25 protein-coding genes are annotated in these 25,423 nt (G+C 72.5%); 15 read left to right on the plus strand and 10 right to left on the minus strand.

Annotation, left to right across the window (positions count from 1 at the left end):
- Positions 1-28: 28 nt before the first annotated feature.
- From AC3CF1_RS28400 to AC3CF1_RS28425, 6 genes are read right to left on the minus strand one after another with little or no spacing between them, the layout of a single operon-like run.
- On the minus strand, positions 29-1,498 hold the full coding sequence (locus tag AC3CF1_RS28400) for an aldehyde dehydrogenase family protein (RefSeq protein WP_354980314.1): 1,470 nt from the start codon (positions 1,496-1,498) through the stop codon (positions 29-31).
- Positions 1,495-2,700 (minus strand): FAD-dependent oxidoreductase, encoded by a 1,206-nt coding sequence (locus AC3CF1_RS28405; RefSeq protein ID WP_488451651.1) that lies wholly within the window; start codon positions 2,698-2,700, stop codon positions 1,495-1,497. Before AC3CF1_RS28405 ends, AC3CF1_RS28400 begins: the two co-directional genes overlap by 4 nt.
- Entirely contained in the window at positions 2,700-3,623 is a 924-nt protein-coding gene (locus tag AC3CF1_RS28410; RefSeq protein ID WP_488451652.1) for an isocitrate lyase/PEP mutase family protein, read from the minus strand. The genes AC3CF1_RS28405 and AC3CF1_RS28410 overlap by 1 nt, the downstream gene beginning before the upstream one ends.
- Entirely contained in the window at positions 3,620-5,113 is a 1,494-nt protein-coding gene (locus AC3CF1_RS28415; RefSeq protein ID WP_354980317.1) for an aldehyde dehydrogenase family protein, read from the minus strand. The genes AC3CF1_RS28410 and AC3CF1_RS28415 overlap by 4 nt, the downstream gene beginning before the upstream one ends.
- Positions 5,110-6,387 (minus strand): acyl-CoA dehydrogenase family protein, encoded by a 1,278-nt coding sequence (locus AC3CF1_RS28420; protein WP_354980318.1) that lies wholly within the window; start codon positions 6,385-6,387, stop codon positions 5,110-5,112. The genes AC3CF1_RS28415 and AC3CF1_RS28420 overlap by 4 nt, the downstream gene beginning before the upstream one ends.
- A 5-nt stretch (positions 6,388-6,392) precedes the next feature.
- Complete coding sequence (locus tag AC3CF1_RS28425; RefSeq protein WP_354980319.1) at positions 6,393-7,346, minus strand: flavin reductase; 954 nt, start codon at positions 7,344-7,346, stop codon at positions 6,393-6,395.
- Positions 7,347-7,550: 204 nt separating this feature from the next.
- On the opposite strand from AC3CF1_RS28425, the gene AC3CF1_RS28430 reads away from it, so the two are divergent.
- Positions 7,551-8,369 carry an IclR family transcriptional regulator gene (locus AC3CF1_RS28430; RefSeq protein WP_210793360.1) on the plus strand — a complete coding sequence of 273 codons (819 nt, stop codon included), beginning with the start codon at positions 7,551-7,553 and terminating at the stop codon, positions 8,367-8,369.
- Positions 8,370-8,383: 14 nt separating this feature from the next.
- On the opposite strand, the gene AC3CF1_RS28435 is transcribed toward AC3CF1_RS28430, so the two are convergent.
- Positions 8,384-9,091 (minus strand): hypothetical protein, encoded by a 708-nt coding sequence (locus AC3CF1_RS28435; RefSeq protein ID WP_354980320.1) that lies wholly within the window; start codon positions 9,089-9,091, stop codon positions 8,384-8,386.
- 102 nt (positions 9,092-9,193) lie between these two features.
- Here AC3CF1_RS28435 and AC3CF1_RS28440 point away from each other — a divergent pair, with 102 nt between their 5' ends.
- Positions 9,194-10,036 carry an HpcH/HpaI aldolase/citrate lyase family protein gene (locus AC3CF1_RS28440; protein ID WP_210793362.1) on the plus strand — a complete coding sequence of 281 codons (843 nt, stop codon included), beginning with the start codon at positions 9,194-9,196 and terminating at the stop codon, positions 10,034-10,036.
- A 98-nt stretch (positions 10,037-10,134) separates the two neighbouring features.
- On the opposite strand, the gene AC3CF1_RS28445 is transcribed toward AC3CF1_RS28440, so the two are convergent.
- Entirely contained in the window at positions 10,135-11,001 is an 867-nt protein-coding gene (locus AC3CF1_RS28445) for a DUF4437 domain-containing protein (RefSeq protein ID WP_157743911.1), read from the minus strand.
- 216 nt (positions 11,002-11,217) lie between these two features.
- Here AC3CF1_RS28445 and AC3CF1_RS28450 point away from each other — a divergent pair, with 216 nt between their 5' ends.
- Genes AC3CF1_RS28450 through AC3CF1_RS28510 form a run of 13 tightly spaced genes read left to right on the plus strand, consistent with a single transcriptional unit; the run spans position 11,218 to position 23,388 of the window.
- Positions 11,218-11,892, plus strand: coding sequence for an isochorismatase family protein (locus tag AC3CF1_RS28450; RefSeq protein ID WP_354980322.1), 675 nt, complete (start codon positions 11,218-11,220; stop codon positions 11,890-11,892).
- Positions 11,893-11,931: 39 nt separating this feature from the next.
- Complete coding sequence (locus AC3CF1_RS28455) at positions 11,932-12,729, plus strand: SDR family oxidoreductase (protein ID WP_354980323.1); 798 nt, start codon at positions 11,932-11,934, stop codon at positions 12,727-12,729.
- A 45-nt stretch (positions 12,730-12,774) separates the two neighbouring features.
- On the plus strand, positions 12,775-14,316 hold the full coding sequence (locus AC3CF1_RS28460) for a class I adenylate-forming enzyme family protein (protein ID WP_355161378.1): 1,542 nt from the start codon (positions 12,775-12,777) through the stop codon (positions 14,314-14,316).
- The gene (locus AC3CF1_RS28465; RefSeq protein ID WP_354980325.1) at positions 14,316-14,855 is read left to right on the plus strand and encodes a MaoC family dehydratase; all 540 of its coding nucleotides are present in this window, start codon (positions 14,316-14,318) and stop codon (positions 14,853-14,855) included. Before AC3CF1_RS28460 ends, AC3CF1_RS28465 begins: the two co-directional genes overlap by 1 nt.
- Positions 14,852-15,886 carry an LLM class flavin-dependent oxidoreductase gene (locus AC3CF1_RS28470; protein ID WP_328849624.1) on the plus strand — a complete coding sequence of 345 codons (1,035 nt, stop codon included), beginning with the start codon at positions 14,852-14,854 and terminating at the stop codon, positions 15,884-15,886. The genes AC3CF1_RS28465 and AC3CF1_RS28470 overlap by 4 nt, the downstream gene beginning before the upstream one ends.
- The gene (locus tag AC3CF1_RS28475; RefSeq protein WP_354980326.1) at positions 15,883-17,142 is read left to right on the plus strand and encodes a CaiB/BaiF CoA transferase family protein; all 1,260 of its coding nucleotides are present in this window, start codon (positions 15,883-15,885) and stop codon (positions 17,140-17,142) included. The genes AC3CF1_RS28470 and AC3CF1_RS28475 overlap by 4 nt, the downstream gene beginning before the upstream one ends.
- Positions 17,139-18,533, plus strand: coding sequence for an MmgE/PrpD family protein (locus AC3CF1_RS28480; RefSeq protein WP_488451653.1), 1,395 nt, complete (start codon positions 17,139-17,141; stop codon positions 18,531-18,533). Before AC3CF1_RS28475 ends, AC3CF1_RS28480 begins: the two co-directional genes overlap by 4 nt.
- Positions 18,530-19,765, plus strand: coding sequence for a Rid family hydrolase (locus tag AC3CF1_RS28485; RefSeq protein ID WP_355160038.1), 1,236 nt, complete (start codon positions 18,530-18,532; stop codon positions 19,763-19,765). The genes AC3CF1_RS28480 and AC3CF1_RS28485 overlap by 4 nt, the downstream gene beginning before the upstream one ends.
- Positions 19,762-20,262 (plus strand): FAS1-like dehydratase domain-containing protein, encoded by a 501-nt coding sequence (locus tag AC3CF1_RS28490; protein ID WP_088947024.1) that lies wholly within the window; start codon positions 19,762-19,764, stop codon positions 20,260-20,262. The genes AC3CF1_RS28485 and AC3CF1_RS28490 overlap by 4 nt, the downstream gene beginning before the upstream one ends.
- Positions 20,259-20,702 (plus strand): MaoC/PaaZ C-terminal domain-containing protein, encoded by a 444-nt coding sequence (locus tag AC3CF1_RS28495; RefSeq protein WP_355160039.1) that lies wholly within the window; start codon positions 20,259-20,261, stop codon positions 20,700-20,702. Before AC3CF1_RS28490 ends, AC3CF1_RS28495 begins: the two co-directional genes overlap by 4 nt.
- A gap of 5 nt (positions 20,703-20,707) precedes the next feature.
- Positions 20,708-21,841 (plus strand): acetyl-CoA acetyltransferase, encoded by a 1,134-nt coding sequence (locus AC3CF1_RS28500; RefSeq protein ID WP_355160040.1) that lies wholly within the window; start codon positions 20,708-20,710, stop codon positions 21,839-21,841.
- On the plus strand, positions 21,841-22,218 hold the full coding sequence (locus AC3CF1_RS28505) for a Zn-ribbon domain-containing OB-fold protein (protein WP_210793371.1): 378 nt from the start codon (positions 21,841-21,843) through the stop codon (positions 22,216-22,218). Before AC3CF1_RS28500 ends, AC3CF1_RS28505 begins: the two co-directional genes overlap by 1 nt.
- Before the next feature lie 12 nt (positions 22,219-22,230).
- Positions 22,231-23,388, plus strand: coding sequence for an acyl-CoA dehydrogenase family protein (locus tag AC3CF1_RS28510; RefSeq protein ID WP_488451654.1), 1,158 nt, complete (start codon positions 22,231-22,233; stop codon positions 23,386-23,388).
- Between the two features lie 144 nt (positions 23,389-23,532).
- On the opposite strand, the gene AC3CF1_RS28515 is transcribed toward AC3CF1_RS28510, so the two are convergent.
- Both AC3CF1_RS28515 and AC3CF1_RS28520 read right to left on the minus strand, forming a co-directional pair.
- Positions 23,533-24,180, minus strand: coding sequence for an alpha/beta fold hydrolase (locus tag AC3CF1_RS28515; RefSeq protein ID WP_488452141.1), 648 nt, complete (start codon positions 24,178-24,180; stop codon positions 23,533-23,535).
- Positions 24,086-25,372 (minus strand): YbfB/YjiJ family MFS transporter, encoded by a 1,287-nt coding sequence (locus AC3CF1_RS28520; protein WP_488451655.1) that lies wholly within the window; start codon positions 25,370-25,372, stop codon positions 24,086-24,088. Before AC3CF1_RS28520 ends, AC3CF1_RS28515 begins: the two co-directional genes overlap by 95 nt.
- Between the last annotated feature and the right edge of the window lie 51 nt (positions 25,373-25,423).

The raw sequence follows: 25,423 nt of genomic DNA on the forward strand, positions 1-25,423 counted from the left end.
GGCAGCGCTCGACCGACGCGGCCCGGCCTCAGCCCGGGTACGCGTTGGCGGGCAGCCCGGCGCCACCTGGCCGGAACGGGCCGGGCGCGTGCACGACGCAGGTCTGCGCGTACTCGGCCAGCCCCTCCTCGGCATACTCACGGCCATAGCCGGAGCGCTTCACCCCGCCGAACGGCGCCCGCAGCGACAGCCCGGTGCGGTTGTGCGTGTTGACGAAGACGAAGCCCGCCTCGACCCGACGGGCCAGCGCGAACGCCCGCTCCTCGTCGGCCGACCAGACCGAGCCGCCAAGGCCCAGCTCGTCGGCGTTGACCCGGGCCAGCAGTTCCTCCTCGTCGTCGTAGAGCAGCAGCGGCACCGTCGGCCCGAACTGCTCCCCGGTGATCACCTCGGCGTCGTCCGGTGCGTCCAGCACGAGCGTCGGGGCCACGAAGTACCCGCCGGCCAGGTCGGTGCCACCGTCGACAGTGCCCAGCGGCAGCGCCGTGGCACCCCGGGCGACGGCCGCCGCGACGATCCGCTCGACCCGGGCGACGGCACCGGCCGAGATGACCGGGCCCATGCTCACCCCCGGCGTGAGCGCGTCACCGACGCGCAGCACCTCCGCCGCGGCGGCCCGGTACGCCGCCACGAACTCGTCGCGGCGGCCGCGGTGCACATACAGGCGCTTGGCGGCCATGCACACCTGGCCGCTGGTGGCGAAACTCGCCAGGACCAGCCGGCGCATCGGCTCGGTGCCCAGGTCGGCGTCCGGCAGGAAGATCGCCGCGTCGTTGCCGCCCAGCTCCAGCACGACCGGTGTGGTCTGGGTGGCCGCGGTCGCCGCCACCTGCCGGGCCGCCACGCCGCCGCCGGTGAACGCCACCTTGCGCACCAGCGGGTGCCCGACCAACGCCGCACCGGCGGCGGCGTCGCCGTGGACGACCGCCAGCGTCCCGTCGGGCAGCGCCCCGGCGAGCAGGCGCAGCACCTCCGAGACCGCCAGCGGGGCCAGCGGCGAGGGCTTGACCACCACCGCGTTGCCGGCGGCGAGGGCCGGCGCCACCTTGAGCAGGGTGAGGATGATCGGCGCGTTCCACGGCGTGATCGCGGCGACCACACCGTACGGCCGGGGCAGTCGCAGCAGCCGACCGGCCGCGTCGTCGATCTCCCGATCCGCGTACGCCGCCGGGGCGTGCTCGACGACCCAGCGCAGGTACGTGCCGGCGAACCCGACCTCGCCGCGGCAGTCGGCGAGCACCTTGCCCGACTCCCGGGCCAGCAGCTCGGCCAACGGTTCGAGCCGCCCGGCGATCGCGTCGGCGCCAGCGGCCAGCGCCGCGAGCCGCCGCGCGATGCCGGTGGCCGCCCAGCTGCGCTGCGCGGCGTCGGCCCGGCGGACCAGGGCGTCCACCCGCTCGGGCCCGCTGACACCGACAGTGCCGACCAGCTCGCTGGTCCTGGACGGGTTCTCCCGCTCGATCACCGCGCCGCGCGGGCCGTCGCCCGGTGCCGTCATGCCCGGGCCGCCGGCTGCCCGGCGTCGGGGCGCAGCGAGGCGATCATGGAGCTGCGCAGCAGGTACGCCCGGGCCGCCGCCGGATCCTCGGCCAGCGCGCGCAGGTCGGCCAGCTGCGCGGACCGCACCTGCGGATCGGTGGCCCGCATCCGGCGGTAGTTCTGGTCGGAGACCTCCTGCACGTAGGTCAGGGCGATCCGGCGCCGTTCGTCGGCCACCGCCGTCACCGCCCGGTCCAGCTCCCCGCCGTCCGGTGCCGGGCGGTCCGCGGCCAGCACCTGCGCGTAGGCGACCGCGTCGTGGATGCCCGAGTTCATGCCCAGCCCACCGAGCGGGTTGTTGACGTGCGCGGCGTCGCCGGCCAGCAGCACCCGCCCCTGCCGGAACGACGCGGCGACCCGCTGGTGCACCCGGTACAAACTGGCGTGCGCCACCCGCCACGGCCGGCCCGGATCGGCGATCGTCCGCAGCCGCCCGTCGAGCCGGTCCAGCTCGTGCGCGTCAGGGGTGTCGTCGGGGGTGGGCAGCAGCACCCGCCAGTGGTCCGGCGTGCGCAGCAGCACCGACCACTCGACCGGGTCGAAGACGTAGTTGACGTACGCCAGCGGGCCGAGCAGCGCCGGCAGGTCCTCGTCGGTGGAGGCCACCAGGAACCGTTCGGGGTAGGTGATCCCGTCGAACGGCAGCTCCAGCGCCCGCCGTACCGCCGAACTGGCGCCGTCGGCCGCGATCAGCCAGTCGCCGGTCACCTTCCGGCCGTCCTCGGCGATCGCCACCACGCCGCCGTCGGCCTGATCCGCGGCCTGTCGTACCGAGTCGACCGGCCAACCGAAGCGGACCCGGGCCGTCGGCTGCCGGGCCAGGTGCGCCAGCAGGATCACGCACAGCTTGGACTGCTCGCACTGCACCCGGTACGGGTACGGGGTGTCGTCGGCGAGCACCGAGAGGTCCAGCTCCGCGATCAGTCCCTCCCGGCGATCCCGGTAGGCGAACGTCGGCGCCACCAGCCCGCGCGCCAACAGGTCCGCGCCGACCCCCAACGCGTCGAGCATCTCCAGCGTCGGCGGGTGGAACGTGGAGGCACGGGACTCGGCGGCGAGGTCGTCACCGGCCTCCAGCACTGTCACCTCGCAGCCCCGGCGGGCCAGCGCGAGCGCCGCGGTCAGCCCGACCGGCCCCGCTCCGGCGATCAGCACGTGCATCAGGCGTACCTCCGATCGAGAGTCAGCGCATCGTCCTGGCCGACCAGCGCGGTGAACGACGACCAGGCGAGCCGGGGCACCGCGTCGGCGTGACCGTGCCGGCCGATCGCGGCGTAGGCGGCGGCAGCCGCGCGCAGCGCGGCCAGCATCGGCGCGACCGGGTGCAGCACGACCCGGACCCCGAGCGCGCCGAGCGCGTCGTCGGGCGGGAAGGCGCGCACACCAGCCGCCTCCGAGCGATTCACCACCAGGGGTACGCCGGGCAGCGCGGTACGTACCGCCGCCAACTCCTCGGCGGTGTCCACACCCTCCAGGAAGACGGCGTCGGCGCCGGCGTCGGCGAACCGGCCGGCCCGCTCGATCGCCTCGTCGAGGCCGGCCACCGAGTAGGCGTCGGTGCGGGCGATCAGCACCAGGCCGGTGCCCGCCTCGGCGATCGCCCGGATCTTCGCCGTCGCACCCGCGATGTCCAACAGCTCCTTGCCGTCCAGGTGGCCGCAGCGCTTCGGGCTGACCTGGTCCTCCAGGTGCAGCCCGGCGACGCCGGCCGCCGCGTACCGCTGGGCGGTCCAGACCGCGTGCAGCGGATTGCCGTAGCCGGTGTCCGCGTCGGCGATCAGCGGCACGCCGGCCAGCGCCGGGACCAGCCGGGTGGCCCGCTCCGCGACGTGTGTGCCGTGCAGGTATCCCAGGTCGGGAAGGCCCAACTCGACCGCGGCGCAGACCGCACCGGACAGGTGCACGACGCGGTGTCCGGCCCCGGCGGCCAGCGCGGCGGTGAGCGGGTCGTGTACGCCGGGGGCGTGCACCGGCGACCCGCCGCCCAGCAGTGCCCGCAGCACGTCGGCCGGGCGTGCGGTCGCCGCGCCGCCGGCCGTGAGCGGGGGCGGAGCCTGCGCCGGGGCGGTCTCGCCCGGGGTCATGAGCGGCCGTGCAGCGCGAAGCCGCCTTCGACGCCGACGACCCGCGGGTTGGTGAAGAACCGCAGGGTTTCGGCGGTGCCCTCCTCGCCGTACCCGGACAGCCCGAACGCCGGGCGCGGGCTGAACAGGTGCAGGCTGAGCACCGAGGAGCCGTTGACCTTGACCTCACCGGCTCGGATCCGGCGGGCCACGGCCAGCGCGGCCTCCTCGTCCGCGCCGAGCACGTACGCCTCCAGCCCGTACGACGTGCCGTTGGCCAGCGCCACCGCCTCGTCGACGGTGTCGTACGGGTGCACCGCTGCCACGGGCCCGAAGATCTCGTCGCCGGTGTGCGCGGCGGCGACGCCGGTGACCAGCGTCGGGGCGAGGAAGTTCCCGCCGGCCAGCGGCCCGGCCGCCGGAAGCGTGGTGCCGGTGACCGCGGTTCCTCCGTGGGCCAGCAGGTCGTCGCGGGCGGCCACCACCCGGGCCAGGTGCCGGGAGTGCACCAGCGGACCGAGGTCGGTCGCGGGGTCCAACGGCGTGCCGGCGACCAGGCCGGCGAGCCGGTCGGCGATCGCGGCGACGATCTCGTCGTGCCGGTCGGCGGGCACGATCAGCCGACCCAGCGCCCGGCACCACTGCCCGTTGAGGGTGCTGAGCAGGTCGACCGCGGCCCGGGCGACATCGGCGACGTCGGCGTCAGGGAGCACGACCAGCGGGTTGTTGCCGCCGAGCTCGAGCTGCACCGGCTTGATGTCGTAGGCGCAGGCTGCCGCGACCGCCCGCCCGGCGGCGAGCCCGCCGGTGAAGGAGACCGCCCGGATCCGGGGATCGCCGACCACTGCCGCACCGGCCTCGGCCCCGCCGTGCACGAGCTGGAACACCCCGGCCGGCACGCCGGAGGCGGCGAGCGTGGCCCCGACGACGGCGGCGAGCCGTTGGCTGCCGTGCGGGGCGTACTCGCTGGGCTTGAGGATCGTGGGGCAGCCCGCGGCGAGCGCGTTCGCGACCTTGTGCGCGGCCATCGGCGCGGGCGCGTTCCACGGCACCACACAGGCGGCCGGTCCCCAGGGCAGTCGTTCGGCGTACGCGATCCGGCCGTCCTCGCGCTGGAACTCCTGGCTCTGCGGGCCCTGCCGTAGCTGGGCGGCGGCCAGCCGGAACGAGCCGCCGAGGATCACGCCCAGCGGTGTGGTCTGCCGGATCGGCACGCCGGTGGTCGCCGACTCCAGCGCGCAGATCTCGGCCGCGACGCCCTCGACCGCCTCGGCGACGGCGTCCAGTACGTCGGCGCGATCAGGGGCCGGTAGCGCGGCCCAGCTCCCGGCCTCGTGCGCCGCCGACGCGGCGGCGACGGCGGCCTCGATCCGGTGTGACGGCGTGCCGGCAGCGGGTCGCCGCACCGCACCGGTCGCCGGATCCTCCAGGTCGAACCCGAGCGGTGCGTCGCTGGGCGTCCAGACCCCGTCGACCAGGTCGGCGAGATCGGGCAGGTCCGGCTGGGTCACCCGGCCACCGCCGCGAACAGGTTGTTGGACCGGTCGCTGGTCACCGAACTGGCCGCCTCCAACCGGCCGCGCTCCGGCGGGAACGTCATCACCAGTCCCATCGCCAGATCGCGCAACGCCCGGCCGACGGACCCGTTCATGGTGGCGCCGGACGTGCCGGACGCCTTGAGCGCGCCGACCGCCACGTCGAAGCACGCCTCGCAGATCGAGCCCTTGGCCAACCGCCACTGCCGGTAGACGTCGGCGTGCGGGCGCAGCGGCGGCTCACTGGTCTCCAGCAGCAACTGGCGGCGCAGCCAGAGGTACGCCGTCTCCAACCGTTCCGTCATGTTGCCGATGATCACCTGGTGCATGGGGCTCTCCGCAATCGGCCGACCGGTGTCGGCGAAGGTCTTCTGGGTGAGGCTGGTCAGCGTGTCGTCGTAGACACTCTGCGCCGCACCGACGTAGACCGCCGTGATGGCCAGCTGGTTGCCGACGAAGCTGCCCCGACTGCACTGCAACATCTTCACGAACGCGCCGGGCACGGTGAGCGCCTCGTCGGCCGGAATGAAGACGTCGTCGAGCCGGATGCCGTGGTTGGCCGAGCCGCGCATGCCGATGCCGTCCCAGGCCGGCCGTGAGGCGACCCCGGCGGCATCGCGGGGGACCAGGAACAGGGCCAGCCCGTCCGCCGTCTCGTGCCCGGCGAGTCGGGCGGTGACCAGGTAGGTGTCGGCGACGCCGGTGGCGCAGCCGAACGACTTCTCGCCGGTGAGCGACCAGCCGTCGGCGCCGTCGCGGCTCGCGGGCGTGGCGGTGGTGGAGATGGCGATGTTGGCCGACGAGCTCTTCACCGCCTCGCTGGCGAAGTTGGCCAGCCACACCCCACCAGCCATCCGGGTCAGCACCTTCTCGGCGAAGGCCTGCACGGCGGGGACGTCGGCGTCGTCGAAGAGGCCGCGCTCGATGGCCTCCAGCGGCAGCAGACCCCGGGAGGCGCTGGTGTTGTGGAAGAAGAAGGCCAGCGCCGTCGACGGGCACGCGCTGCCCATGGCGAAGGTGGCGGCGGCGAGGTCACGCAGGCCACCGCCGAGACCGCCGTACTCCTGCGGAACCACCAGGCCGAGCAGCCCGGCATCGCGCAGCAGCGCGACGTGCGCGGCGGGGAACACCCCGTCGGCGTCGGCCTGCGCGGCGGCGGCCCGCAGCGCGGGCAGCACCTTCTCCACTCGGGCCGCGCGATCCTGCTCGGCCGGGGTGAGGTCGTCGATGAGCCGTCCGCCGGTGGACATGTGGGTCACTCCTCTGGTTTGTTGGCGGGGAGCCGGGGACAGGACACCCCGAGTTGCCGGGCGAGAAAGACCAGGTCGCGGGTGCGCAGGGCGCTCGCTCGACCGCTGAGGGTGGTGTCGAAGCCGGTGACGCCGCTCTTCATCGCGACCATGGCGTTGACCAGGCCGAGCCCGCGCTGGGGCCGCAGCCGCACCCGGAGTGAGGCGCGGCGGGCGCGTACCGTGGCGTCGGCGAGCACGGCCCGCACCTGCACCGGGCTGGCGTCGGCCTCCTCGACCAGGGTGACGGCGGTGTGCCCGGCACGCAGCAACTGGTCCAGCTCGGCGAGGGTGGCATCCTCGCCGCCGGGCCGGAAGGCGTCGGCGATCATCGGGCCGGGGGTTGCCCGCACCGTGAAGCCGGCCGTCACCAGGGTGTTCGCGCGCAGGCGGGAGAGTCGGCCCCCGATCGCGATGTCGATCTTCTCCGGCAGCGGGTCGGCGAGCTGACTCCACGCGCTGGAGTGGAACAGCAGCGGGGCACCGACCCGGGGGGTGCTGGCCGCGAGCACCTCGCCGACGAAGATCGTGTGGTCGCCGCCGGGATAGGCGTGCACGACCCGGCAGTCCAGCCAGGCGGTCGCGTTGGCCAGGACCGGGCAGCCGGTCTCGGCGTTCGCCCAGTCCAGCCCGGCGAAGCGGTCGGTGACCTCGGGACGCATGCCGGCGAAGCGCTGGCCGATGCCGGCCTGGCCCTTGCCGAGAAAGCTGATCGCGAAGACGCCGGCCCGCTCCACCAGGGCGTGGCTGGGAAGGTGGACGCCCAGGCAGACGGAGACCAGCGGCGGGTTGAGGCTGACCGACGAGAACGAGCTCGCGGTCATGCCGTGCCGCTGGCCGTCGATGACCGTGGTCACGACACCGACGCCACTGGGCCACTGGGCGAGGGCCGAGCGGAACGTGATGCTGTCGACCGACACTGGCGAGTTCTCCGTTTCGCATGAGGAAACGTCGTTACCAGAAACGTAACGAGGGGTGGTGGCCCGTGTCAACCGCCGATCGGTCCGGGCGCCTCGCCGCCGAAATCGGTGACCCGCTCAGGACACGGTGTTTCGCTAGGTGAAATCGAGCGCCCTACACTGCTCTGGAGACGGACGCACGAACAGCGCTGTGGAGGCCCAACCATGCCCAGTCGGACATCGGAGGCGAAGGCACCGGCCGCGGAGGACGGCGAAGGCCAGTCCCGCTCGATCGCGGCGGTCGAGCGGGCGATGGACGTGCTGCTCTACTTCGGGCGCAGTGGGCGCCCGGACCTGGGCGTCACCGAGATCGCGACCGCGTTGGACCTGACCAAGGCCGCCGTGCACCGTATCCTCACGGCGCTGCGCAGCCGGGAGCTGATCACCGTCGACCCGAGCACCCGTCGCTACGCGCTGGGCCACGCGGCCGTCACGCTCGGCCGGGCCTACCTGGCCCGCACCGACCTGCGCGCGATGGCCGGCCCGGAGCTGCGCGGGCTGGCGGCCGAGACTGGCGAGACCGCCACGCTGTCGCTGCGCCGGGGCGACACCCGGCTGTACGTCGACCAGGTGGTGCCCGAGCAGGAGCTGCGGCTGGACGTCAACATCGGCATCCCGTACCCGCTGCATGCCGGCAGCTCGTCCAAGGCGTTCCTGGCCTTCGTCGACGACGACGAGCTCGACGTCTACCTGGAGCGGCACCGGCTCGACGAGATCACCGACCGCACCATCACCGACCCGGCGAAGCTGCGCAAGGAGTTGGCTGCCATCCGTAAGCGCGGCTACGCCACCTCGCGCGGCGAACGCCAGCCCGGCGCGACGTCGATCGCCGCGCCGGTCTACGACCACGACGGGCACGTGGTGGCGGTCGTCAGCGTGGCCGGGCCGGTGGGGCGGTTCAAGCCGGACTCGCCCGAGCTGGCGAAGTCGCTGCTGAAGGCGACCGGCCGGATCTCCGCTCAGCTCGGCTACAGCGGCGCCTGACCGACCTGCCCGGGTCACAGCGCCGCGAGCGGCTTCAGCACGCCGAGCGCCGCGGCCGCCAGCACGCTGCCCCAGATGCCCCACACGTAGGGTAGGCAGCCGTCGATCGCCCGCCGCATCGCGCGCTCCACCTCCGGCGTGGAGCCTGTCGTCATCAGCGCGCCGAACGCCGGCCCGAACGGGCGCAGGGTGAGCCGGATGCCCAGTCCGCAGGCGATCGCGATGCTGTAGAGCAGGATCTTGCCGCCCAGCCACCTCGGGTTGGTGTCCACCCCGAACGGTGCGGCGGCGAAGAGCGTGTAGAGCGCGGTCCCGGCCAGGCCGGCGATCAGCACGGTCCGGACCGTCCAGTCCGCCCGGCGTACCCACCGACGATGGCCCGGGCGGTGGTGGTCGGAGATCGTGGCGGCCAGCCACGCCACCGCGAACACCCAGACCAGTGCGACGATCGGCCAGCCGAACGGGTTGATCCCGAAGACCCGCGCGCCGTGCGGGTCCAGCGCCATCAGCGTGACGCCGCTGGGCAGGAAGAGCACCAGGCAGATCTTGGGCCCCAGGTCGAGCCCGCCCATGATCTTCAGCGCGGTGGCCCGGGCGGCCGGCGTGAGGTCGGGCTTGAGGACGAACCGGCTCGACCAGAAGACCCCGAGATCCCCGCCCAGCCAGAAGACGAAGAGCACGATGTGCAGCAGAATCCACCAGCCGTGCGCGTGCGGTCCCATGGGGCCTCCTTGACGTCTCGACCACTGATGGAAACACTGTATCCGTAGCCGAAACAATGGCCGCATCGCCGGAGCATTGTCGAACGGAAGGGCCCGAAGCCGTTGAGGTCGTACCTGTACGTGCCCGGGGACGCGCCCGACAAGCTGGCCAAGGCGGCGGGGCGCGGCGCGGACGCGGTGATCGTCGACCTGGAGGACGCGGTACCGCAGGCCGGCAAGGACGCCGCCCGCTCGGCGGTCGCCGCCTTCCTGCGCTCCGCACCACCCGGGGTCGCCTGGTGGGTGCGGATCAACCCGGGCCGGTTGGGCCACGTCGACGCGGCGACCGTCGTGGGGCCGGGGCTCGCCGGGCTCTGTGTGGCGAAGGCCGAGTCCGCCGCCGAACTGGTCGCCCTGGACGAGGTGCTCGGCGCGGCCGAGTCGGCGGCAGGGTCGCCGGTGGGCACGACCCCCGTAGTGCCGCTGCTGGAGTCGGCGGCGGCCGTGGTCGCGGCCCTCGACATCGCCCGCGCACCCCGGGTACGGCGGCTGCAACTCGGCGAGGCGGACCTGCGCGCCGACCTCGGTGTCACGCTCGGGCCGGACGAGCGGGAACTGCTCTTCGTCCGCTCGCAGGTGGTGCTGGCCAGCGCGGCGGTCGGCATCGAGCCTCCGGTGGGGCCGGTCAGCACCGACTTCCGGGACCTGGTCGCGCTGCGCGAGTCGACGATGGCGCTGCGGCGGCTCGGCTTCGTCGGCCGGGCCTGTATCCACCCGGCTCAGGTCGCCGTGGTGAACGAGGTGTTCACCCCCGCACCCGACGAGGTGGCGACGGCGGCGGACCTGGTGGCCCGCTTCGACGCGGCGGTCCGCGACGGCGTGGGAGTCTGCCTCGACGCACAGGGCCGGCTGGTGGACGAGGCGGTGGTCCGCTCCGCCCGGCGCCTGCTCGCCCTGGCCGTGTAGACGCCCGCCCAGGACCCGGGCACTCGCCGGCACGCGCGGCTGCGTGTGACCGGGGTGTGACGCGGCGGTGGTCGTGGCCGCGTCACACCCCGTCGCCATCACATCCCGTCGCCGGACCAGGGGCCGCGCGAACGGGACCGCACCGGCAGGGTGGAGATGACCGGCGCCTCGTCGTGCTCGTGGTAGTTGGTCGCCGTGCCGCCCCACTTGACCCACTCGTCGGTGGTGTACCAGTTGATCAGCTCGCCGTCCGACCGGATGATCCAGTCGATGTCGGTCTCGGCGACGAAGTGGCCGTGCTTCACCCCGGCCGGCCGGAAGCAGTAGGTGCCCTCGTCGATGTCGCCGAAGTTGTACGCCATCTTCCCGCCGAGCGTGTAGAACTCCTCGTAGCAGGGGTGGTGGGCCAGCCGGTGGTCGCTCCAACCCTTGTGGGCCCGGATCAGGCGGGTGTAGAAGTTGGTCACCGGGTCGCGGTGCAGCAGCTTGATGTAGAGCGGGGTGATCGGCCCGACCGTCGGGGCGGCGGTCCACTCCATGTCGTTGGAATCCACCACCGTCACCTCGCCGACGGCGGACTCCCACCGCGCTGAGGCCGGGCTCCACTGTGCTTTTCCGACGTCGAAACCGCAGTCGCCGTACTCGCGCCAGTGCAGCACCGACGAGCCCTCGCGGATCTTGATCCAGTCCATCGGCACGCCCCGGGGCACCTGAAGATAGCCGCCCGGGCCGATCTCCTGCCCGCCGTAGATCAGCGAGCCGGACCGCACGAAGAACTCGGTGTCGGCGTGCGGCACGCCGGGCCCGCGCCCCCAGTCGCTGTCGAACCGCAACGCCAGCGAGGACGATCCGTCCTCCTCGTCTGTGGAGAGCCGGCGTTCGTGGACCCCGCCCTCGCCGTGCGGCAGCTCCCCGACGTGCCAGATGTAGTCATTCTCGTGAATCAGTTCGACGTGCGCTCGCACCCGCTGCTCCTCACTTCGCGTTTCAGGGTCTTCCCGGCGGCGTTTGCGGGCGGCGCCCCCAGCCGGAGGTGCAGGGCGCCAGGCAGCCGGCGATGGTGAGATCGGCGCCGTCCGGGACCAGCATGGCTGCAATGGAAACACTGTTTCCACGGGCACGGCAAGCCCTGCAATGTTCCCCCTAGCGAAACGGTGTATCCAGCGCATACGATGCGTCGAATGAATGGTGCCGAGCTGTCCGCCACCCCCGGCGGCACCGCGCGCGGCGGCAGGCTCGATGCCGACTACGCCGGTGCCGGGTTCGCACGCCGGCTCGGCTGGGGCACCCGGCCCGCGCTCGTGCTGGTCGACCCCGTCGCCGCGTACGCCGTACCCTCGTCGCCGCTGTTCCTGGCCACCGCGGAGGCCGCGCTGGTCGCGATGGCCGCGCTGGTGGCGGCGGCCCGCGCGGCCCGGGTTCCGGTGGCTTTCACCGCGGTGCGGTACGCCGACGAGTCCTGCGCCGAAGCACCCCTGTTCGCCGCGAAGGTGCCGGCGCTGACCGCGTTCGCCGCCGGCAACCCACTCGGCGACTTCCCGACCCAGATCACGCCCGCCCCGGGCGACCACATCGTGTACAAGCACTACGCCAGCGCCTTCGCCGGAACCGCCCTGGCCGCCTGGCTCACCGCGGCCGGCGTCGACACGGTGGTGCTCGGCGGCTTCTCCACCAGCGGCTGCGTCCGCGCGTCGGCGGTGGACGCCCTGCAACACGGGTTCCGCCCGATGGTGGTGCGCGAGGCGTGCGCCGACCGCGATCCCGGCCCGCACGAGGCCAACCTCTTCGACCTCGACGCCAAGTATGCCGACGTGGTGCCGCTGGCCGACGCGGTCGCCCGGTTGGCCGGCCACTGACCGGACCCGTTCTCCCGACTTGAGTGGGCAGGAGCATTCATGCGTAAGGCAGTCATCACCGGCAGCACCAGGGGGATCGGCTTCGCGCTCGCCCGCGAGCTGCTCTCGCGGGGCCACTCCGTCGTCGTCTCCGGGCGCTCGCGGACGGCCGTGGACGACGCCGTCGCACGGCTGCGCCCACAGGCCCTCACGGCAGCGACGGTCCACGGGTTCGCCGTGGACGTCACCGACGCCGAGCAGGTCGAGCGGATGTGGAGCGCCGCGGTCGACGCGCTGGGCGGCGTCGATCTGTGGATCAACAACGCCGGCGTCGCCAACACCACCCGGCCGATCGTCGACACCGCGCCCGAGGACGTCCGGACGATGGTCACCACGAACATGCTCGGCACCGTGTACGGATCGCAGGTCGCCGTCCGCGGCATGCTCACCGCCGGCGGCGGCCAGGTCTTCAACGTGCTCGGCGGGGGCAGCGACGGCCGGATCCGCCCCGGCATGGGGGTCTACGCGGCCACCAAGCGTGGTCTGGACTCCTTCACCCGGGCACTGGCCAAGGAGGTCACCGGTACCGGCGTGCGGATCGGACAGATCCGCCCCGGCATCCTCATCACCGAGGGGTGGCTGCGCGAAGCCGCCGCCGCGCCGGAGCAGGTGGCGCGGCAGCGCAGGTGGCTGAACATCCTGTGCGACCACGTCGACGACGTCGCGCCGTACCTGGTCGAACGAATGCTGACCAGCACCAGGAACGGCGACGCGATCGCGTGGCTCACCACCGGCCGGATGACCCGCAAGGTCCTCATCCCCGGCAAGCGGGACGTCCTCGCCCGCTACGGACTCTGACCGGGCCGTCGTGCACATCAATGACTCAGGGAAGGACGGCACCGGGTGAAGGGTGTGCAGCTCAACATGGCCGCCGGGATCCGCGAGTTCGGCCGGGCCACGCCGGGCCGGGTCGCGGTCGTCGACGGCGACCACGCCGTGACGTTCGGCGCGCTCGACGAGCGCTCCAACCAGCTCGCGTCCGCGACGCTCGCCCACGGCATCGCCCCCGGTGAGCGGATCGCGGTGCTGAGCAACAACCGCTACGAGTACTTCGAGATATCGGCGGCGATGGCCAAGGCCGGCATCCCGACCGTGCCGCTGAACACGAAGAACAACAGCTCGGACAACGCCTACATCCTCGCCCACTCCCGGACGAGGGGGATCATCCTGGCCGACGAGCTGGCCGGCAACGTCGACGGCCTGCTCGACGACCTACCGCTCGTGCTCAGCTTCGCCGGCGAGGTAGGCCAGCGGTACGAGACGTTCCTGGGACAGGGCCGCGCGGTCGATCCGCAGATCCCCGTCGACGAACTCGACCCGTTCTGCATCACCTACACGTCCGGCACGACCGGGCGGCCCAAGGGCGTCCTGCTGACCCACCGCGGACGGGTCCTCACCGCGTTCGGCGTCGGGCTGGACTACGGGCTCGGCCCCAACCGCAGCACGATCGCCGTCGCACCGATGTACCACGGCGCGGGGTTCGCGTTCGCCTACACCGCCCCGATGCTCGGCGGCTCGTGCAGCGTGCTGCCGACCTGGGATCCGGAGCGGCTGTTGGACCTGATGGCCTCCAGTCGCGCCTCCACGGTGTTCCTGGTGCCCACGCACGCCCAGCACCTCCGCCGGTTCTGCGAGGAGCCGGCCGCCCGGTACGACCTGTCGGCGCTGCGGACGCTCTACTTCAACGCGGCCGCGTTGCCGGTCGCGCTGAAGGAGTGGGTGATCGCCGCGTTCCCCGGCGTCGACGTGCACGAGCTGTACGGCTCGACCGAGTGCTCCATCGTCACCAACCTGCGCCCCGAGTTCGCCCTGGAACGGGCCGGCAGCGTCGGGCATCCCTGGTTCTGGAACGAGATCCGGCTCAAGGACGACGACGGCAACGAGGTCGGGCCGGGTGAGCCCGGCGAGCTGTTCGCCCGCTCGCCGCTGCTGCTGGCCGGGTACCTCGACGACGAGGAGGCCACCCGGGCCGGATACGACGCCGACGGATTCTTCTCCGTCGGCGACGTGGCCGTGCGCGACGAGGAGGGTTTCATCACCATCTTCGACCGGAAGAACGACATGATCATCGCGGGCGGGGTCAACATCTTCCCGCGCGAGATCGAGGAGGTCATCGCCCGCCACCAGCCGGTCGACGAGGTCGCCGTCATCGGCGTGCCCGACGAGGTGTACGGCGAGCGCATCGCCGCGTTCGTGGTGGGCCGCCCGGGGACGCGGATCGACGTCGGAGCCCTGGAGGGCCACGTCCGGCAGCACGTGGCGCGCTACAAGGTGCCCCGCGAGTGGCACGTCGTCGACGCGTTGCCGCGCAACCCGAGCGGCAAGATCCTCAAGCGGACGATCCGCGACGGGTACCTCGCGCGTTGTCAGAAGGAGATTGACTGATGGGGCTCAAGCAAGGCTGGACCGGGCGGTTCTTCGAGGACTTCGAGATCGGAGACGTCTACCAGCATCCGCTGGGACGCACCGTCACGGAGACCGACAACACCTGGTTCACGCTGCTGACCATGAACACCAACGAGATGCACTTCAACGCCGAGTACGCCGCACGGTCGGAGTTCGGCAAGCCGCTCGTGGTGTCGACGCTCACGGTGGCCATCGCGGTCGGGCAGAGCGTCACCGACCTGACCCAGAACGCGTTCGCGAACCTCGGCTGGGACGAGATCCGGATGACCCACCCGGTGTTCGCCGGTGACACGCTCTACAGCGAGTCACTCGTGCTGGAGAAGCGCGAGTCCGCGTCCCGCCCGCATGCCGGCATCGTCACGGTGCGCACCCGGACGCTGAACCAGCACGGCGACGAGGTCTGCTCCTTCAAGCGCACGTTCTACGTGTACCGCCGGGGCGCCGAACAGCTGGAAAACCTCTTCCCGGTGGGGAAGTCCCCACTCTCCCTCGACGGCGACAGCAGGGAAACGGCATGAGGCTCACGTACCAGCCGTGGGGGGAGACGCTCGCGGAGCTGGCCGACGCCGGGCGCCGGGCGGAACGCGCGGGCGCCGAGGTGCTGTGGGCCTCGGAGCTGCACCGGAGCGCGACCGGCACCGCCGCGGCCCTGGCCGGGGCGACGTCGACCGCACGGATCGGCACCTCGATCGTCCTGGCGTTCACCCGCAGCCCGATGATCACCGCGCTGGAGGCGCTCGACCTGGACGAGCTGTCCGGTGGCCGGTTCGTGATCGGCCTCGGCTCCGGGGTGCGCCGGCTCAACGAGCAATGGCACAACGTGCCGTTCGGCAAGCCGGTCGGTCACCTGCGCGAGACGGTCCACAACATCCGGCTGTTCTGGGACGCCTGCACCACCGGCGCCGAGATCCGTGCCGACGGCGAGTTCGAGCCGATGCACATCCGCGGTTACGAGCGGCCGTACGCCGTTCCGGAGCGGCCGATCCCGGTGTACCTGGCCGCGATGGGCCCGCTGATGACCCGGCTGGCCGGCGAGATCGGCGACGGCTGGATCAGCCACGAGCTGTGCTCACCGGGATACCTGCGGGAGCACATCCTGCCCGACCTCACTCTCGGCATCGACCGCGCGGACGGCAAGACGCGCCACGACGTCGACGTCGTCGTCTCCGCGTGCTGCTCGGTGGCCGCCGACCCCGCGCTCGCCCGCCGCCGCGCCGCGGGTGTGGTCGGCTTCTACGCCACGGTCCGCACCTACGCCGACTTCTTCGCGTTCCACGGCCTCGCCGAGGACCAGCAGGCCGTCATCGACGCGTTCCGGGCCGGTGCCGGCGCGGACCACCTCGCGGGCAGCGTCAGCGACCGGATGGTCGACGCGCTCACCATGGCCGGCACCCGCGACGACGTCGCCGCCCGGATCGCGGCCTATGACGGCATCGCCGACACCGTGAAGCTGAGCCCGCCGACCCACGGGCTGCCGGCCGTCGAGATCCGCGCGGCACAGGACGAGATCATCGCGCTGATCGGTGAGCTGACGGGAGCGACCACGTGAGACCGCTGGAGGACCTGCGCATCATCGCGGTCGAGCAGTACGGCGCCGGGCCGTTCGGCAGCGTGCACCTGGCCGACCTCGGCGCCCAGGTCATCAAGATCGAGGACCCGCGGGCCGGCGGTGACGTCGGCCGGTACGTGCCGCCGTACGCCGAGGACGAGGACTCGCTCTTCTTCGAGACGTTCAACCGCAACAAGCGCAGCGTCTCTCTCGATCTGGCTACCGCCGCCGGGCGCGGCGTCTTCGAACAACTCGTCGCGGTCTCCGACGTCGTCTACTCCAACCTGCGCGGGGACGTGCCGGAGAAGCTGCGCATCCGGTACGACGACCTCAAGCACCTCAACCCGCGCATCGTGTGCGTGTCACTGACCGGGTTCGGGATGACCGGGCCGCGCAAGCAGGAACCCGGCTACGACTACGTGTTGCAGGGTCTCGCCGGCTGGATGGAGCTGACCGGTGAGCCGGACGGACCGCCCACCAAGTCCGGACTGTCACTGGTGGACTACTCGGGCGGCTTCGTGGCCGCGATCTCGCTGCTGGCCGGGGTGCACGCCGCCCGCCGCGACGGCGTCGGGATGGACTGCGACGTCAGCCTCTACGACACCGCGGTGTCGATGCTGACCTATCCCGCGACGTGGCACCTGAACGCCGGGTTCCAGCCGGTCCGCACACACCACTCGGCCCACCCGTCGCTCGTGCCGTTCCAGGCGTTCGAGGCCAAGGACGGCTGGATGGTCGTCGGCTGCGCGAAGGAGAAGTTCTGGGCCCGGCTGTGCCAGATCGTCGGCCACCCGGAGTGGGCCGAGGCCGGCTCGCCGTACGCGACCTTCGCCAGCCGGCGGGAGCAGAGCGCCGACCTGGTGCCCCGGTTGGAGGCGATCTTCCGGCAGAAGACCGTCGACGACTGGCTCACGCAGCTCTACGCCGGGTCGATCCCGTGCGGCCCGATCAACGACGTCGGCGCGGCCCTGGCGGACGAGCACACCGCCGCCCGGAACCTCGTGGTCACCACCGACCACCCCCGCTACGGCGAGGTACGGCAGCTCGCGTCCCCGGTGCGGGTCGGCGACGAGACGCCCACCTACCGCCGGGCACCGCAGCGCAACGAGGACCTCGTACTCGTCACCGAGGAGATCCTGGGCCTGGACGCGCAGCAGGTGGTGGCGCTGCGGGCGGCCGGCGCGTTCGGCGATGCCGAGCCGGCACACGGCGCGAACACCCCCGACACCCTCGACACCACAGCCACGTCACGATGATCGCCGAGGAGCTTGCCGAGTGGGGCACGGGCCACGTCGAAGTGCCGGCCGCGGTCCGGGCCGCAGCGCTGCGGCACCTGCTCGACGGGGTCGGAACGGCGCTGGGTGGGCTGCGCACCAGCCCGGTGACGGGGGAGCCCGGTGGGCGGTCGCCGATACCGGCCGTCGTCGTCGCCCGGGGCCTCGGCGGGCCGCCGGAGGCGACGATCATCGGGTCGCGGGGCCGGGTCGGTGCGCCGGCCGCCGCGCTCGCCAACGGCACCCTCGTGCACGCACTGGACTTCGACGACACCCACGCCGGCGGCCTCGTGCACGCCACAGCCGTGGTGCTGCCGGCCGCTTTCGCCGTCGGCGAGCAGGTCGGCGCGCCCGGCCGGGCCGTGCTCGAGGCCGCTGTCGTCGGCTACGAAACCGTGTGCCGGGTCGCCGCCGCCGCGCCACACGGCTTCCACGCCCGCGGGCTGCACGCCACGATGGTGGCCGGCGTGTTCTCCTCGGCGATCGTCGCGTCCCGGCTGCTCGGCCTCGACGCCGCGCGGACGACCGACGCGGTCGGCATCGCCGGCAGCCAGGCCGGCGGACTCCTGGCGTTCCTGCACAGTGGAGCCTCGACGAAGCAGCTGCACCCGGGATTCGCCGGGCACGCCGGCATCCTCGCCGCCCGGCTGGCCGCGGCCGGGGCCGGCGGCCCCGCTAACGTCCTCGACGGCCCGCACGGTGTCTACGACGCACTGGCCGCCGGCGCGGTCGACCTCGCGTCCATCACCGCCGGGCTCGGCACACGCTGGGAGACCACCCGGATCGGCATCAAGCCGTACCCGGCGTGCCAACTGTCCCACGCCGCGATCGACGCGGTCCGCGACGCGGTGCGCCGCGGCGGTGTCCGTTCCGGCGACGTCGCCGCGATCGACGTCGACGTGCACCCCGACTCGGTGCCCACGGTCTGCGACACCCGGCGGGACCTGGCGCGACCGGCGTCGCCGTACGCGGCGAAGTTCTCGCTGCCGTGGAGCATCGCCGCCGCCGTCGTCGACGGTGACCTGACCACCGCAACGTACGAGCCGGACTCGCTCGGCCGACCCGAGGTGGAACGCGTTGCCCGGCTGGTGCGTTGGCACGTTGCCCCCACCGGCGGCCCCGCAGCCGACGCGCCCGGCACCGCCCGTATCACGCTCGTCGACGGCTCGGCCGTTCCCGGCAGCGTGCCACGCAGCGCGGGCGGCCCGGACAACCCGCTGACCGACCAGCAGCTCGTCGCGAAGTTCCACGGCAACGCCGGTGGCGACACCACAGACGTCGTCGACCTGCTGTCCCGTCTGGACGAGCTGGACACCATCGAACCGCTCATGGCGGCGCTGGCCGCCGCCGGTACAGGCAGGGACCGCCCGTGACACCACACGCCATCAAACCGCCCTCCTTCCGCTGGTTCCCGTACGACGGCTTCACGTTCTGCCTCGGCCTCGCCGAGGGCGACGCGGCCTGGACCTCCGGCCACACCTCCGCCGCGTTCGACGAGGCCGTCGGCAGGATGACGGTCACCGGGGACATGGCGGCGCAGGCGCGCATCGCGTACGAGAAGGTGCTGACGATCCTGGCGGCCGCCGGCTTCGGGCCGCAGGACGTCACCCGGGTCACCGAGAACGTGACGGTCGCCGGGCTCGCCGAGTACGAGGCGGCCGCGGCGGTCCGGCGGGAGGTCTTCGGCGACCACGAGCCCGTGCTGCGGACGGTCGTCGTCGAGCGGCTCGTGCGGCGTACCGCACTGCTGGAGGTCGAGCTGCACGCGGTCCGCGGCGGCGGCGAGGTGCTGGCCGCCAGCGAGCCCCGGCCGGCCGGCACCTGGCAGGCCTCCACCGTGCGGGCCGGCCACGACGGCGCGGTGTACCTACCGACGATGGTCCCGGTCGACGCCACCGGCGCCGTGGTCCACCCGGGGGACTTCGCCGCGCAGTACGCCTACTGCCTGGACCGGGCGGGCGACCTGCTGACGGCGGTCGGGCTGTCCCTCGACGCGGTCGTCACGACCTACGACTACTCGACGCCGGAGACCCGCGACGTGTACCGCCGGACGCACCGCGTGCGGCGGGAACGCCTCGGCGGCGCCGGCGTGTACCCGGGCGCGGGCGGCATCCTGATGAGCCGGCTGCACCACCCGGACGCGCTCGTCGCGATCGACGTCACCGCCTCCCGGCACCCCCTGGAACTGGTCAACCCCGGCTGGTCCCGCTACGACACGCTCACCTATGCCCCCGGGGTCAGGGCCGGCCGGACCCTGTACATGTCCGGGTTCGCGGCGCTGGACATGCAGACGCAGCAGGCCCTGCACCCCGACGACATCGTGGCGCAGGCCGAGGCGACGTACGGCGCGATCCTGCACCTGCTGCGCCACGCCGGCCTCGGACCGGAGCATCTGCTGGAGACGACCGAATACTGCGTCGAGTCCGCGCTGTCGGCGTACCGGGGCGTGGCCGGCGTGCGGGAACGGCTGCTCAGCCCGCCCTGGCCGGCGTCGACCGGAGCGATCTGCAAGGCCCTGCTGCGCCCCGAGTTCCTGCTCGAGGTGTTCCCGACGGCGCTGTACCCGGTATCAGCGCCGCGCGGCGTGGCGGAGGAGACGGCATGAGCCTGCTGACCGACGACCTGCGTGCACTGCTGGGCACGAGGAAGGTCTACACCGCGCCGGAACCGCTCGGCGCCGCGGCCGGCCGGTACTTCGGCATGGCCGTCGGCGACGACAACCCGCTCTACTCCGACCCCGAGTTCGCCCGCGCGCAGGGCCTGCCGGGCGTGACCGCCCCACCGACGCTCATCTGCGAGACCAACCAGTACGCGAACCTCCCGATGGACAGCGACGGCTACGCCGGGCACTCCTGGCACCTCGACCTCCCCGGTACCCGCCAGGTCCGCGGCGGCAACAGCTACACGTTCCACCGCCGGGTACGCCCCGACGACGTCATTACCGCGAGCTGGGAGATCCACGACCTGACCGAGAAGCGGACCCGCACCGGCGCGGACATGCTCGTGGTCTCCTCGCGCGCGACGTACACCAACCAGGACGGCGAACTGCTCGCCGTCAACGAGGAGACGATCATCCTGGTCGGCCTGGACGGTGCCGCATGACACCTCCGGTGCCACCGAACGTCGGGGCTGCGCTGCCCACGCTGGAGCGCACCATCACGCTCACCGACATGGTCGCCTACGCCGGCGCCACCTGGGACTGGTACCGCCTGCACTACGACAGGGAGTTCGTGGCCGCCGCGCAGGTCCCGGGTCCGGTCGTGGACGGGCAGGTGTTCGGGGCGCTCTTCGTCGAGCTGCTGCAGGACGCGCTCGGTCCGCGCTGCTTCGTGCACGAGCTGTCGTTCACGTTCCGGAACCTGATGTTCGCCGGCGAGACCGTGCGGTGCGAGGCGACAGTGGTCGAGGTCGGCGCCGACCGCGTCCGGGTCGACCTCTCCGCCACGATCCTGGCCAGCGAGTACGGTCCGCAACGGCCCGCCGCCCGCCCTGCCCACGCGACGGTCCTGCTGGGCACGGCCGACGGGCCGGGCGCGCAGTGACCGGCGTGGCGATCGTCGGCGCGGCCGAGTGCGACCTCGGCAGCACCGGGAAGTCCACGCTCACGCTTCAGACCCAGGCCGTCACCCGGGCGCTCGCCGACGCCGGGCTGACCCTCGCCGACGTCGACGGACTGGCCACCACCGGAGTGTCCCGCTTCTCCACCACACAACTCGCCGAGTATCTCGGGCAGCAGCCCCGCTGGGTCGACTCGACGTTCGTCGGCGGGTCGGCCGCCGAGATGATGGTCGCCCGCGCCACGCAGGCGATCGACGCCGGCCAGGCGTCCACAGTGGTCATCAGCTTCGCGTCGAACCAGCGCTCCGCGCGCTCGCGCAGCCTCGGTGGGATCGTCGAGGAGCACACCCCGGAGGCCCAGTTCGAGGCGCCGTACGGCCCGTTGTACCCGCTGTCGTACTACGCGATGGCGGCGCAGCAGTACTTCCACAGGTACGGCGGCACGCGGGAGAAGCTGGCCGAGATCGCGGTCGCCGCCAGGGAGTGGGCACTGCTCAACCCGGCCGCGTTCCGCTACGGCGCCGGGCCGCTGACCGTCGACGACGTGCTCGCCGCGCCGATGGTCTCCAGCCCGCTGACCGTCGCCGACTGCTGCCTGGTGACCGACGGAGGCGGGGCGGTCGTGCTCACCACGCTCGACCGGGCCCGCGACCTGCGGCACCCGCCGGTACGGGTCCTCGGGTACGGCGAACGGTCGACGAACACGTCGATGACCGCTGTCGAGGACCTGACGGTCACCGGCGCGCGCGAGTCCGGCCGGGAGGCGTTCGCCCAGGCCGGCATCACACCTGCTGACGTGGACGTGCTGGAGGTGTACGACTCGTTCACCATCACCGCCGCGCTCAGCATCGAGGCACTGGGCTTCTGCGGACCGGGGGAGGTGCTCGACTTCATCTCCGACGGCCGGATCCGTCCCGGCGGTGAGCTGGCGCTGGACACCTCCGGCGGTGGCCTGTCGTACTGCCATCCCGGTCAGTACGGGGTGCTGCTGCTGGTGGAGGCGGTCCGCCAACTGCGCGGCGAGGCGGGAGCCCGGCAGGTGCCCGACGCCCGGGTGGCCGTGGCGCACGGCACCGGCGGGATCCTGTCCACGCACGCGACGGTCGTGCTGGGGGTGCGGTGATGCACGTGCCGCCACCCGACGACGTGACGGCCGGCTGGTGGGACGCCACCCGGGAGCACCGCTACACGCTGCAGACCTGCGGGTCCTGCGGGCACGTCCAGCATCCGCCGCGTGCGCTGTGCACCGGCTGCTCGTCGATGGTGGATCTCGGGTTCGTCGAGGCCTCCGGCCACGGCGTCGTGGACACGTTCACCGTGGTGCACCGGGCACCGGTGCCGGGGGCTGCCGTGCCGTACACGATCGCCCGGGTCCGGCTCACCGAGGGACCACTCGTGCTGTCCACCCTCGAAGGGCAGGACTGGCGGATCGGTGACCCGGTCCGTGTCGGTTGGCTCGACCTCGACGACGGCCGGGCGCTGCCGGTCTTCCACCGCTGACGGAGGCTACCCATGGACTTCACGCTCACCGAGGAGCAGCAGGACTTCCGCGCCCTGCTCCGCACGTTCGTCGACCGGGAGATCATCCCGGTCGCGCGGGAGTGGGAGCAAACCGGGCGGTACCCGACGGAGATCGTGCGGGGGATGGCCGAAATGGGGCTGTTCGGCATCACCGTGCCGGAACAGTACGGCGGCCTCGACCTCGACCCGGTCTCGTTCGCGCTGGTGTTCGAAGAGCTCGCCCGCGGCTGGATGGGCATCGCCGGCATCCTCGGCAGCCACTCCCTGGCCTGCCGGATGATCGCCATACACGGCACCGAGGAGCAGAAGCAGGCCTACCTGCCCGACCTCGCCACCGGCACCCGGCGGAGCGGCATCGGCCTCACCGAGCCGGACGCCGGCACCGACCTGCAGGGCATCCGCACCACCGCCCGCCTCGACGGCGACCACTACGTCGTCAACGGCACCAAAATGTGGATCACCAACGCGCGGTACGCCGACCCACTGCCGGTGCTGGTCAAGACCGACCCGCACGCCACGCCCGCGCACACCGGCATGAGCATGCTGCTCGTCGACGCGACGCTGGACGGCTTCCAGGTCCTGCGGGACATCCCGAAGCTCGGCTACAAGGGCACCGAGTCCTGCGAGATCCTCCTCGACAACGTGCGGGTACCGAAGGGCCGGTTGCTCGGTGGCGTCGAGGGCGTCGGCCTCAAGCAGGCGTTGTCCGCCCTGGAGTGGGGCCGGGTCAACATCGCCGCGCGGTCGGTCGGCATCGCGCAGCGCGCCCACGACGAGGCGCTGGCGTACGCCCAGCAGCGCAAGGCGTTCGGCAAGCACATCGCCGAGTTCCAGGCGATCCAGCTCAAGCTCGCCACCATCGCGATCCAGCTCCAGGCCGCCCGCCTGATGGCGTACTGGGCGGCCGACGCGGTCCGGCGCGGTCGCGCCGACGGGCAGACCGGGATGGCCAAGGTGTTCTGCTCGGAGGTGGCCCTCGAGGCCGCGATCGACGCGATGAAGGTGCACGGCGGCTACGGCTACTCCACCGAGTTCGAGGTCGAGCGCCTCTACCGGGACTCGATCCTGATGAGCATCGGCGAGGGCACGAACGACATCCTGCGGACCGTCGTCGCGAAGGCGCTCGTACGCGGCGACCTGACCGTCTGACACTCCACCAGGGCGGGTTCGTCGTGCCCGGCCGACGACCGCCGAGGCGCGGAGCGGCGGTATGGGGGTCGTGGCGGAGTGGGCCCGGTGGCCCACTCCGGGCGGGGGGATCGGACCTTCCGCAGTGGGCCACCGGATGCGTGCTCAGCGGGACGCGGCAACGTCGGCCAAGATCTTCGTCAGCTCCTCCGGCGTGTCACGCATGAGGTTGTGTCCGCCGGCAAGAGCATGGGTGGTCCAGCCTGGCTCCGCGCGGAGCTTCTGGTAGATCGTGGTGAACGGGGACTGGTCGGCCCACCCGGCGGCGTAGACGTAGTCCCGGCGGCGGATTTGTCCCGCGTCGCCGGTGAGTCGGAGTGGCTGGAGCACCGAGGCGATCGGGTGCGGCGTCGCCCGGGCGTCGAAGAACGGCAGTGCTCGGGATGCACAGCCGGTCTCGTCCACCTCCAGATACCACCTCCGCTCCTGGTCGGACACCAGTGACCAGCAAGAGTCGCCGTCGGCGGGTACCACGGCGTCCAGGTAAACCAGCGAGTCGATCCGGTCCGGTGCCCGGTCGGCGGCGCCGGTGATGACCATCCCGCCGTAGCTGTGCCCGACCAGCACCGTGTCGTGTAGGTTCTCGCCTTCGAGGAGGGCGACGACGTCCTGGATGTGCGTGTCGAGGTTGACCGTGCCGTGCAGCAGGTGGCTGCGTTCACTCACGCCGGTCAACGTCAGCGGGTGGACGGTGTGTCCCAGGTCGCGCAGCCGCCGGGTGACGTGCTCGAAGCACCAGCCACCGTGGCACATCCCTGGGACGAGTAGGAAGTTTGACATCGGGCCTGCTCCTTCGGTTGATCTGAGGATGGGTGGTGGGTCGTCCGAGGAGGGCGCTCAACGCTGCGGCGGCGCACAGGACAGCGGTCCACCCGAGTGTGGCCGCGGTGGAGGTGTGGTCGGCGACCAGACCGGCGAGCCAAGGACCAGCGGTCTGACCGGCGGCGAACACGGCGGTGAAGACGGCGAGCGTGGCGGTCCAGTCAGCGGTCGGAGTGTGAGCCCTGATGAGAGCGGTGATCGCGGCCGGCACACCCATGAAGGTCCCCCCATAAATGAGCGCGGAGGCCAGGACGACCGGTGTCGCGGATGACGTCAGCGCCAGTGCCGCTCCGCCGCTCAGGACGGTCAGCAGGATGGCCAGGGCGCGGGTGCCGGGCCACCTGGCGATCGGGCGAGTCCAGACGGCGGGCGCCGCCGCCACTGCCGTTCCGAGCACCGTCCAGGTGAGCATCACCTGCAACACGGAGCTGTGCCGTTCGACCAGATAGGCGGAGAGAAAGGTGATGTAGGTGATGTAGCCGGCGGCGAACAGCAGGTAAGCCAGGGCCGCTGGCAGGAGTGGCCGAAGCCGGGCGCGGCCGACCTCAAGCCGCCGGGCACCATCGCAACTGACCACGGTCCAGCTCACCCCGGTCGCTACGGCGGCGGCAGCACCGAGAGCCACCCAGGCGAGCCGCCAGTGCACGCCGAGCAGGGGTATGGCCAAGCCACTGACCACGATGCCCAGCCCAGCGCCGGCGAAGTAGACGGTGAGGGGAGTAGCCGAGGCGGCGTCTGCGGCGAGGCGGGACGCGATCACACTGCCTGCGACGAACACCACCGCTCCGGCCGCGCCGGACAGCGTTCGGAGAACCAACAGCACAAGGTAATCGCCGCTGACCGCGGTCGCCAGCAGCGACGCGGCGGTCAGCGCCATGCCAGCGCGGAACGCGGTGGCGGCACCGACTCGGCGTACCAGCCCGTTCGTCAGCAGCGCGCCCAGCAGGTAGCCGAGCCCGTTCGCTGTCCCCATTCCGCCGGCAGCGGCCAGCGTCCAGTTCAGGTCGTCGCGCATGGCCGGCAGCAGCATCCCGTAGGCGAAGCGTGCCAGGCCGAGCGCGGCGGCGGTGCCCAGGGCCAGCCGTGCGGCGCGCCACACACTCGCGGGCGCGGTCGACGTCATGAGCCCTCCACATCATCGAACCGATCGGTACGAACTCGGCGATGGTAGCAG

The sequence above is a fragment of the Micromonospora sp. MGP-C2 genome (assembly GCF_057766525.1).

Coding starts and splice junctions, on each gene's coding strand:
- AC3CF1_RS28435 (WP_354980320.1), bottom strand. CDS start 9,091: ATGGGACCGCACGCGCACGGCTGGTGGATTCTGCTGCACATCGTGCTC.
- AC3CF1_RS28505 (WP_210793371.1), top strand. CDS start 21,841: ATGCACGTGCCGCCACCCGACGACGTGACGGCCGGCTGGTGGGACGCC.
- AC3CF1_RS28480 (WP_488451653.1), top strand. CDS start 17,139: ATGATCGCCGAGGAGCTTGCCGAGTGGGGCACGGGCCACGTCGAAGTG.
- AC3CF1_RS28400 (WP_354980314.1), bottom strand. CDS start 1,498: ATGACGGCACCGGGCGACGGCCCGCGCGGCGCGGTGATCGAGCGGGAG.
- AC3CF1_RS28495 (WP_355160039.1), top strand. CDS start 20,259: ATGACACCTCCGGTGCCACCGAACGTCGGGGCTGCGCTGCCCACGCTG.
- AC3CF1_RS28410 (WP_488451652.1), bottom strand. CDS start 3,623: ATGACCCCGGGCGAGACCGCCCCGGCGCAGGCTCCGCCCCCGCTCACG.
- AC3CF1_RS28490 (WP_088947024.1), top strand. CDS start 19,762: ATGAGCCTGCTGACCGACGACCTGCGTGCACTGCTGGGCACGAGGAAG.
- AC3CF1_RS28420 (WP_354980318.1), bottom strand. CDS start 6,387: ATGTCCACCGGCGGACGGCTCATCGACGACCTCACCCCGGCCGAGCAG.
- AC3CF1_RS28470 (WP_328849624.1), top strand. CDS start 14,852: ATGAGGCTCACGTACCAGCCGTGGGGGGAGACGCTCGCGGAGCTGGCC.
- AC3CF1_RS28450 (WP_354980322.1), top strand. CDS start 11,218: ATGAATGGTGCCGAGCTGTCCGCCACCCCCGGCGGCACCGCGCGCGGC.
- AC3CF1_RS28515 (WP_488452141.1), bottom strand. CDS start 24,180: ATGTGCCACGGTGGCTGGTGCTTCGAGCACGTCACCCGGCGGCTGCGC.
- AC3CF1_RS28455 (WP_354980323.1), top strand. CDS start 11,932: ATGCGTAAGGCAGTCATCACCGGCAGCACCAGGGGGATCGGCTTCGCG.
- AC3CF1_RS28465 (WP_354980325.1), top strand. CDS start 14,316: ATGGGGCTCAAGCAAGGCTGGACCGGGCGGTTCTTCGAGGACTTCGAG.
- AC3CF1_RS28430 (WP_210793360.1), top strand. CDS start 7,551: ATGCCCAGTCGGACATCGGAGGCGAAGGCACCGGCCGCGGAGGACGGC.
- AC3CF1_RS28510 (WP_488451654.1), top strand. CDS start 22,231: ATGGACTTCACGCTCACCGAGGAGCAGCAGGACTTCCGCGCCCTGCTC.
- AC3CF1_RS28405 (WP_488451651.1), bottom strand. CDS start 2,700: ATGCACGTGCTGATCGCCGGAGCGGGGCCGGTCGGGCTGACCGCGGCG.
- AC3CF1_RS28520 (WP_488451655.1), bottom strand. CDS start 25,372: ATGACGTCGACCGCGCCCGCGAGTGTGTGGCGCGCCGCACGGCTGGCC.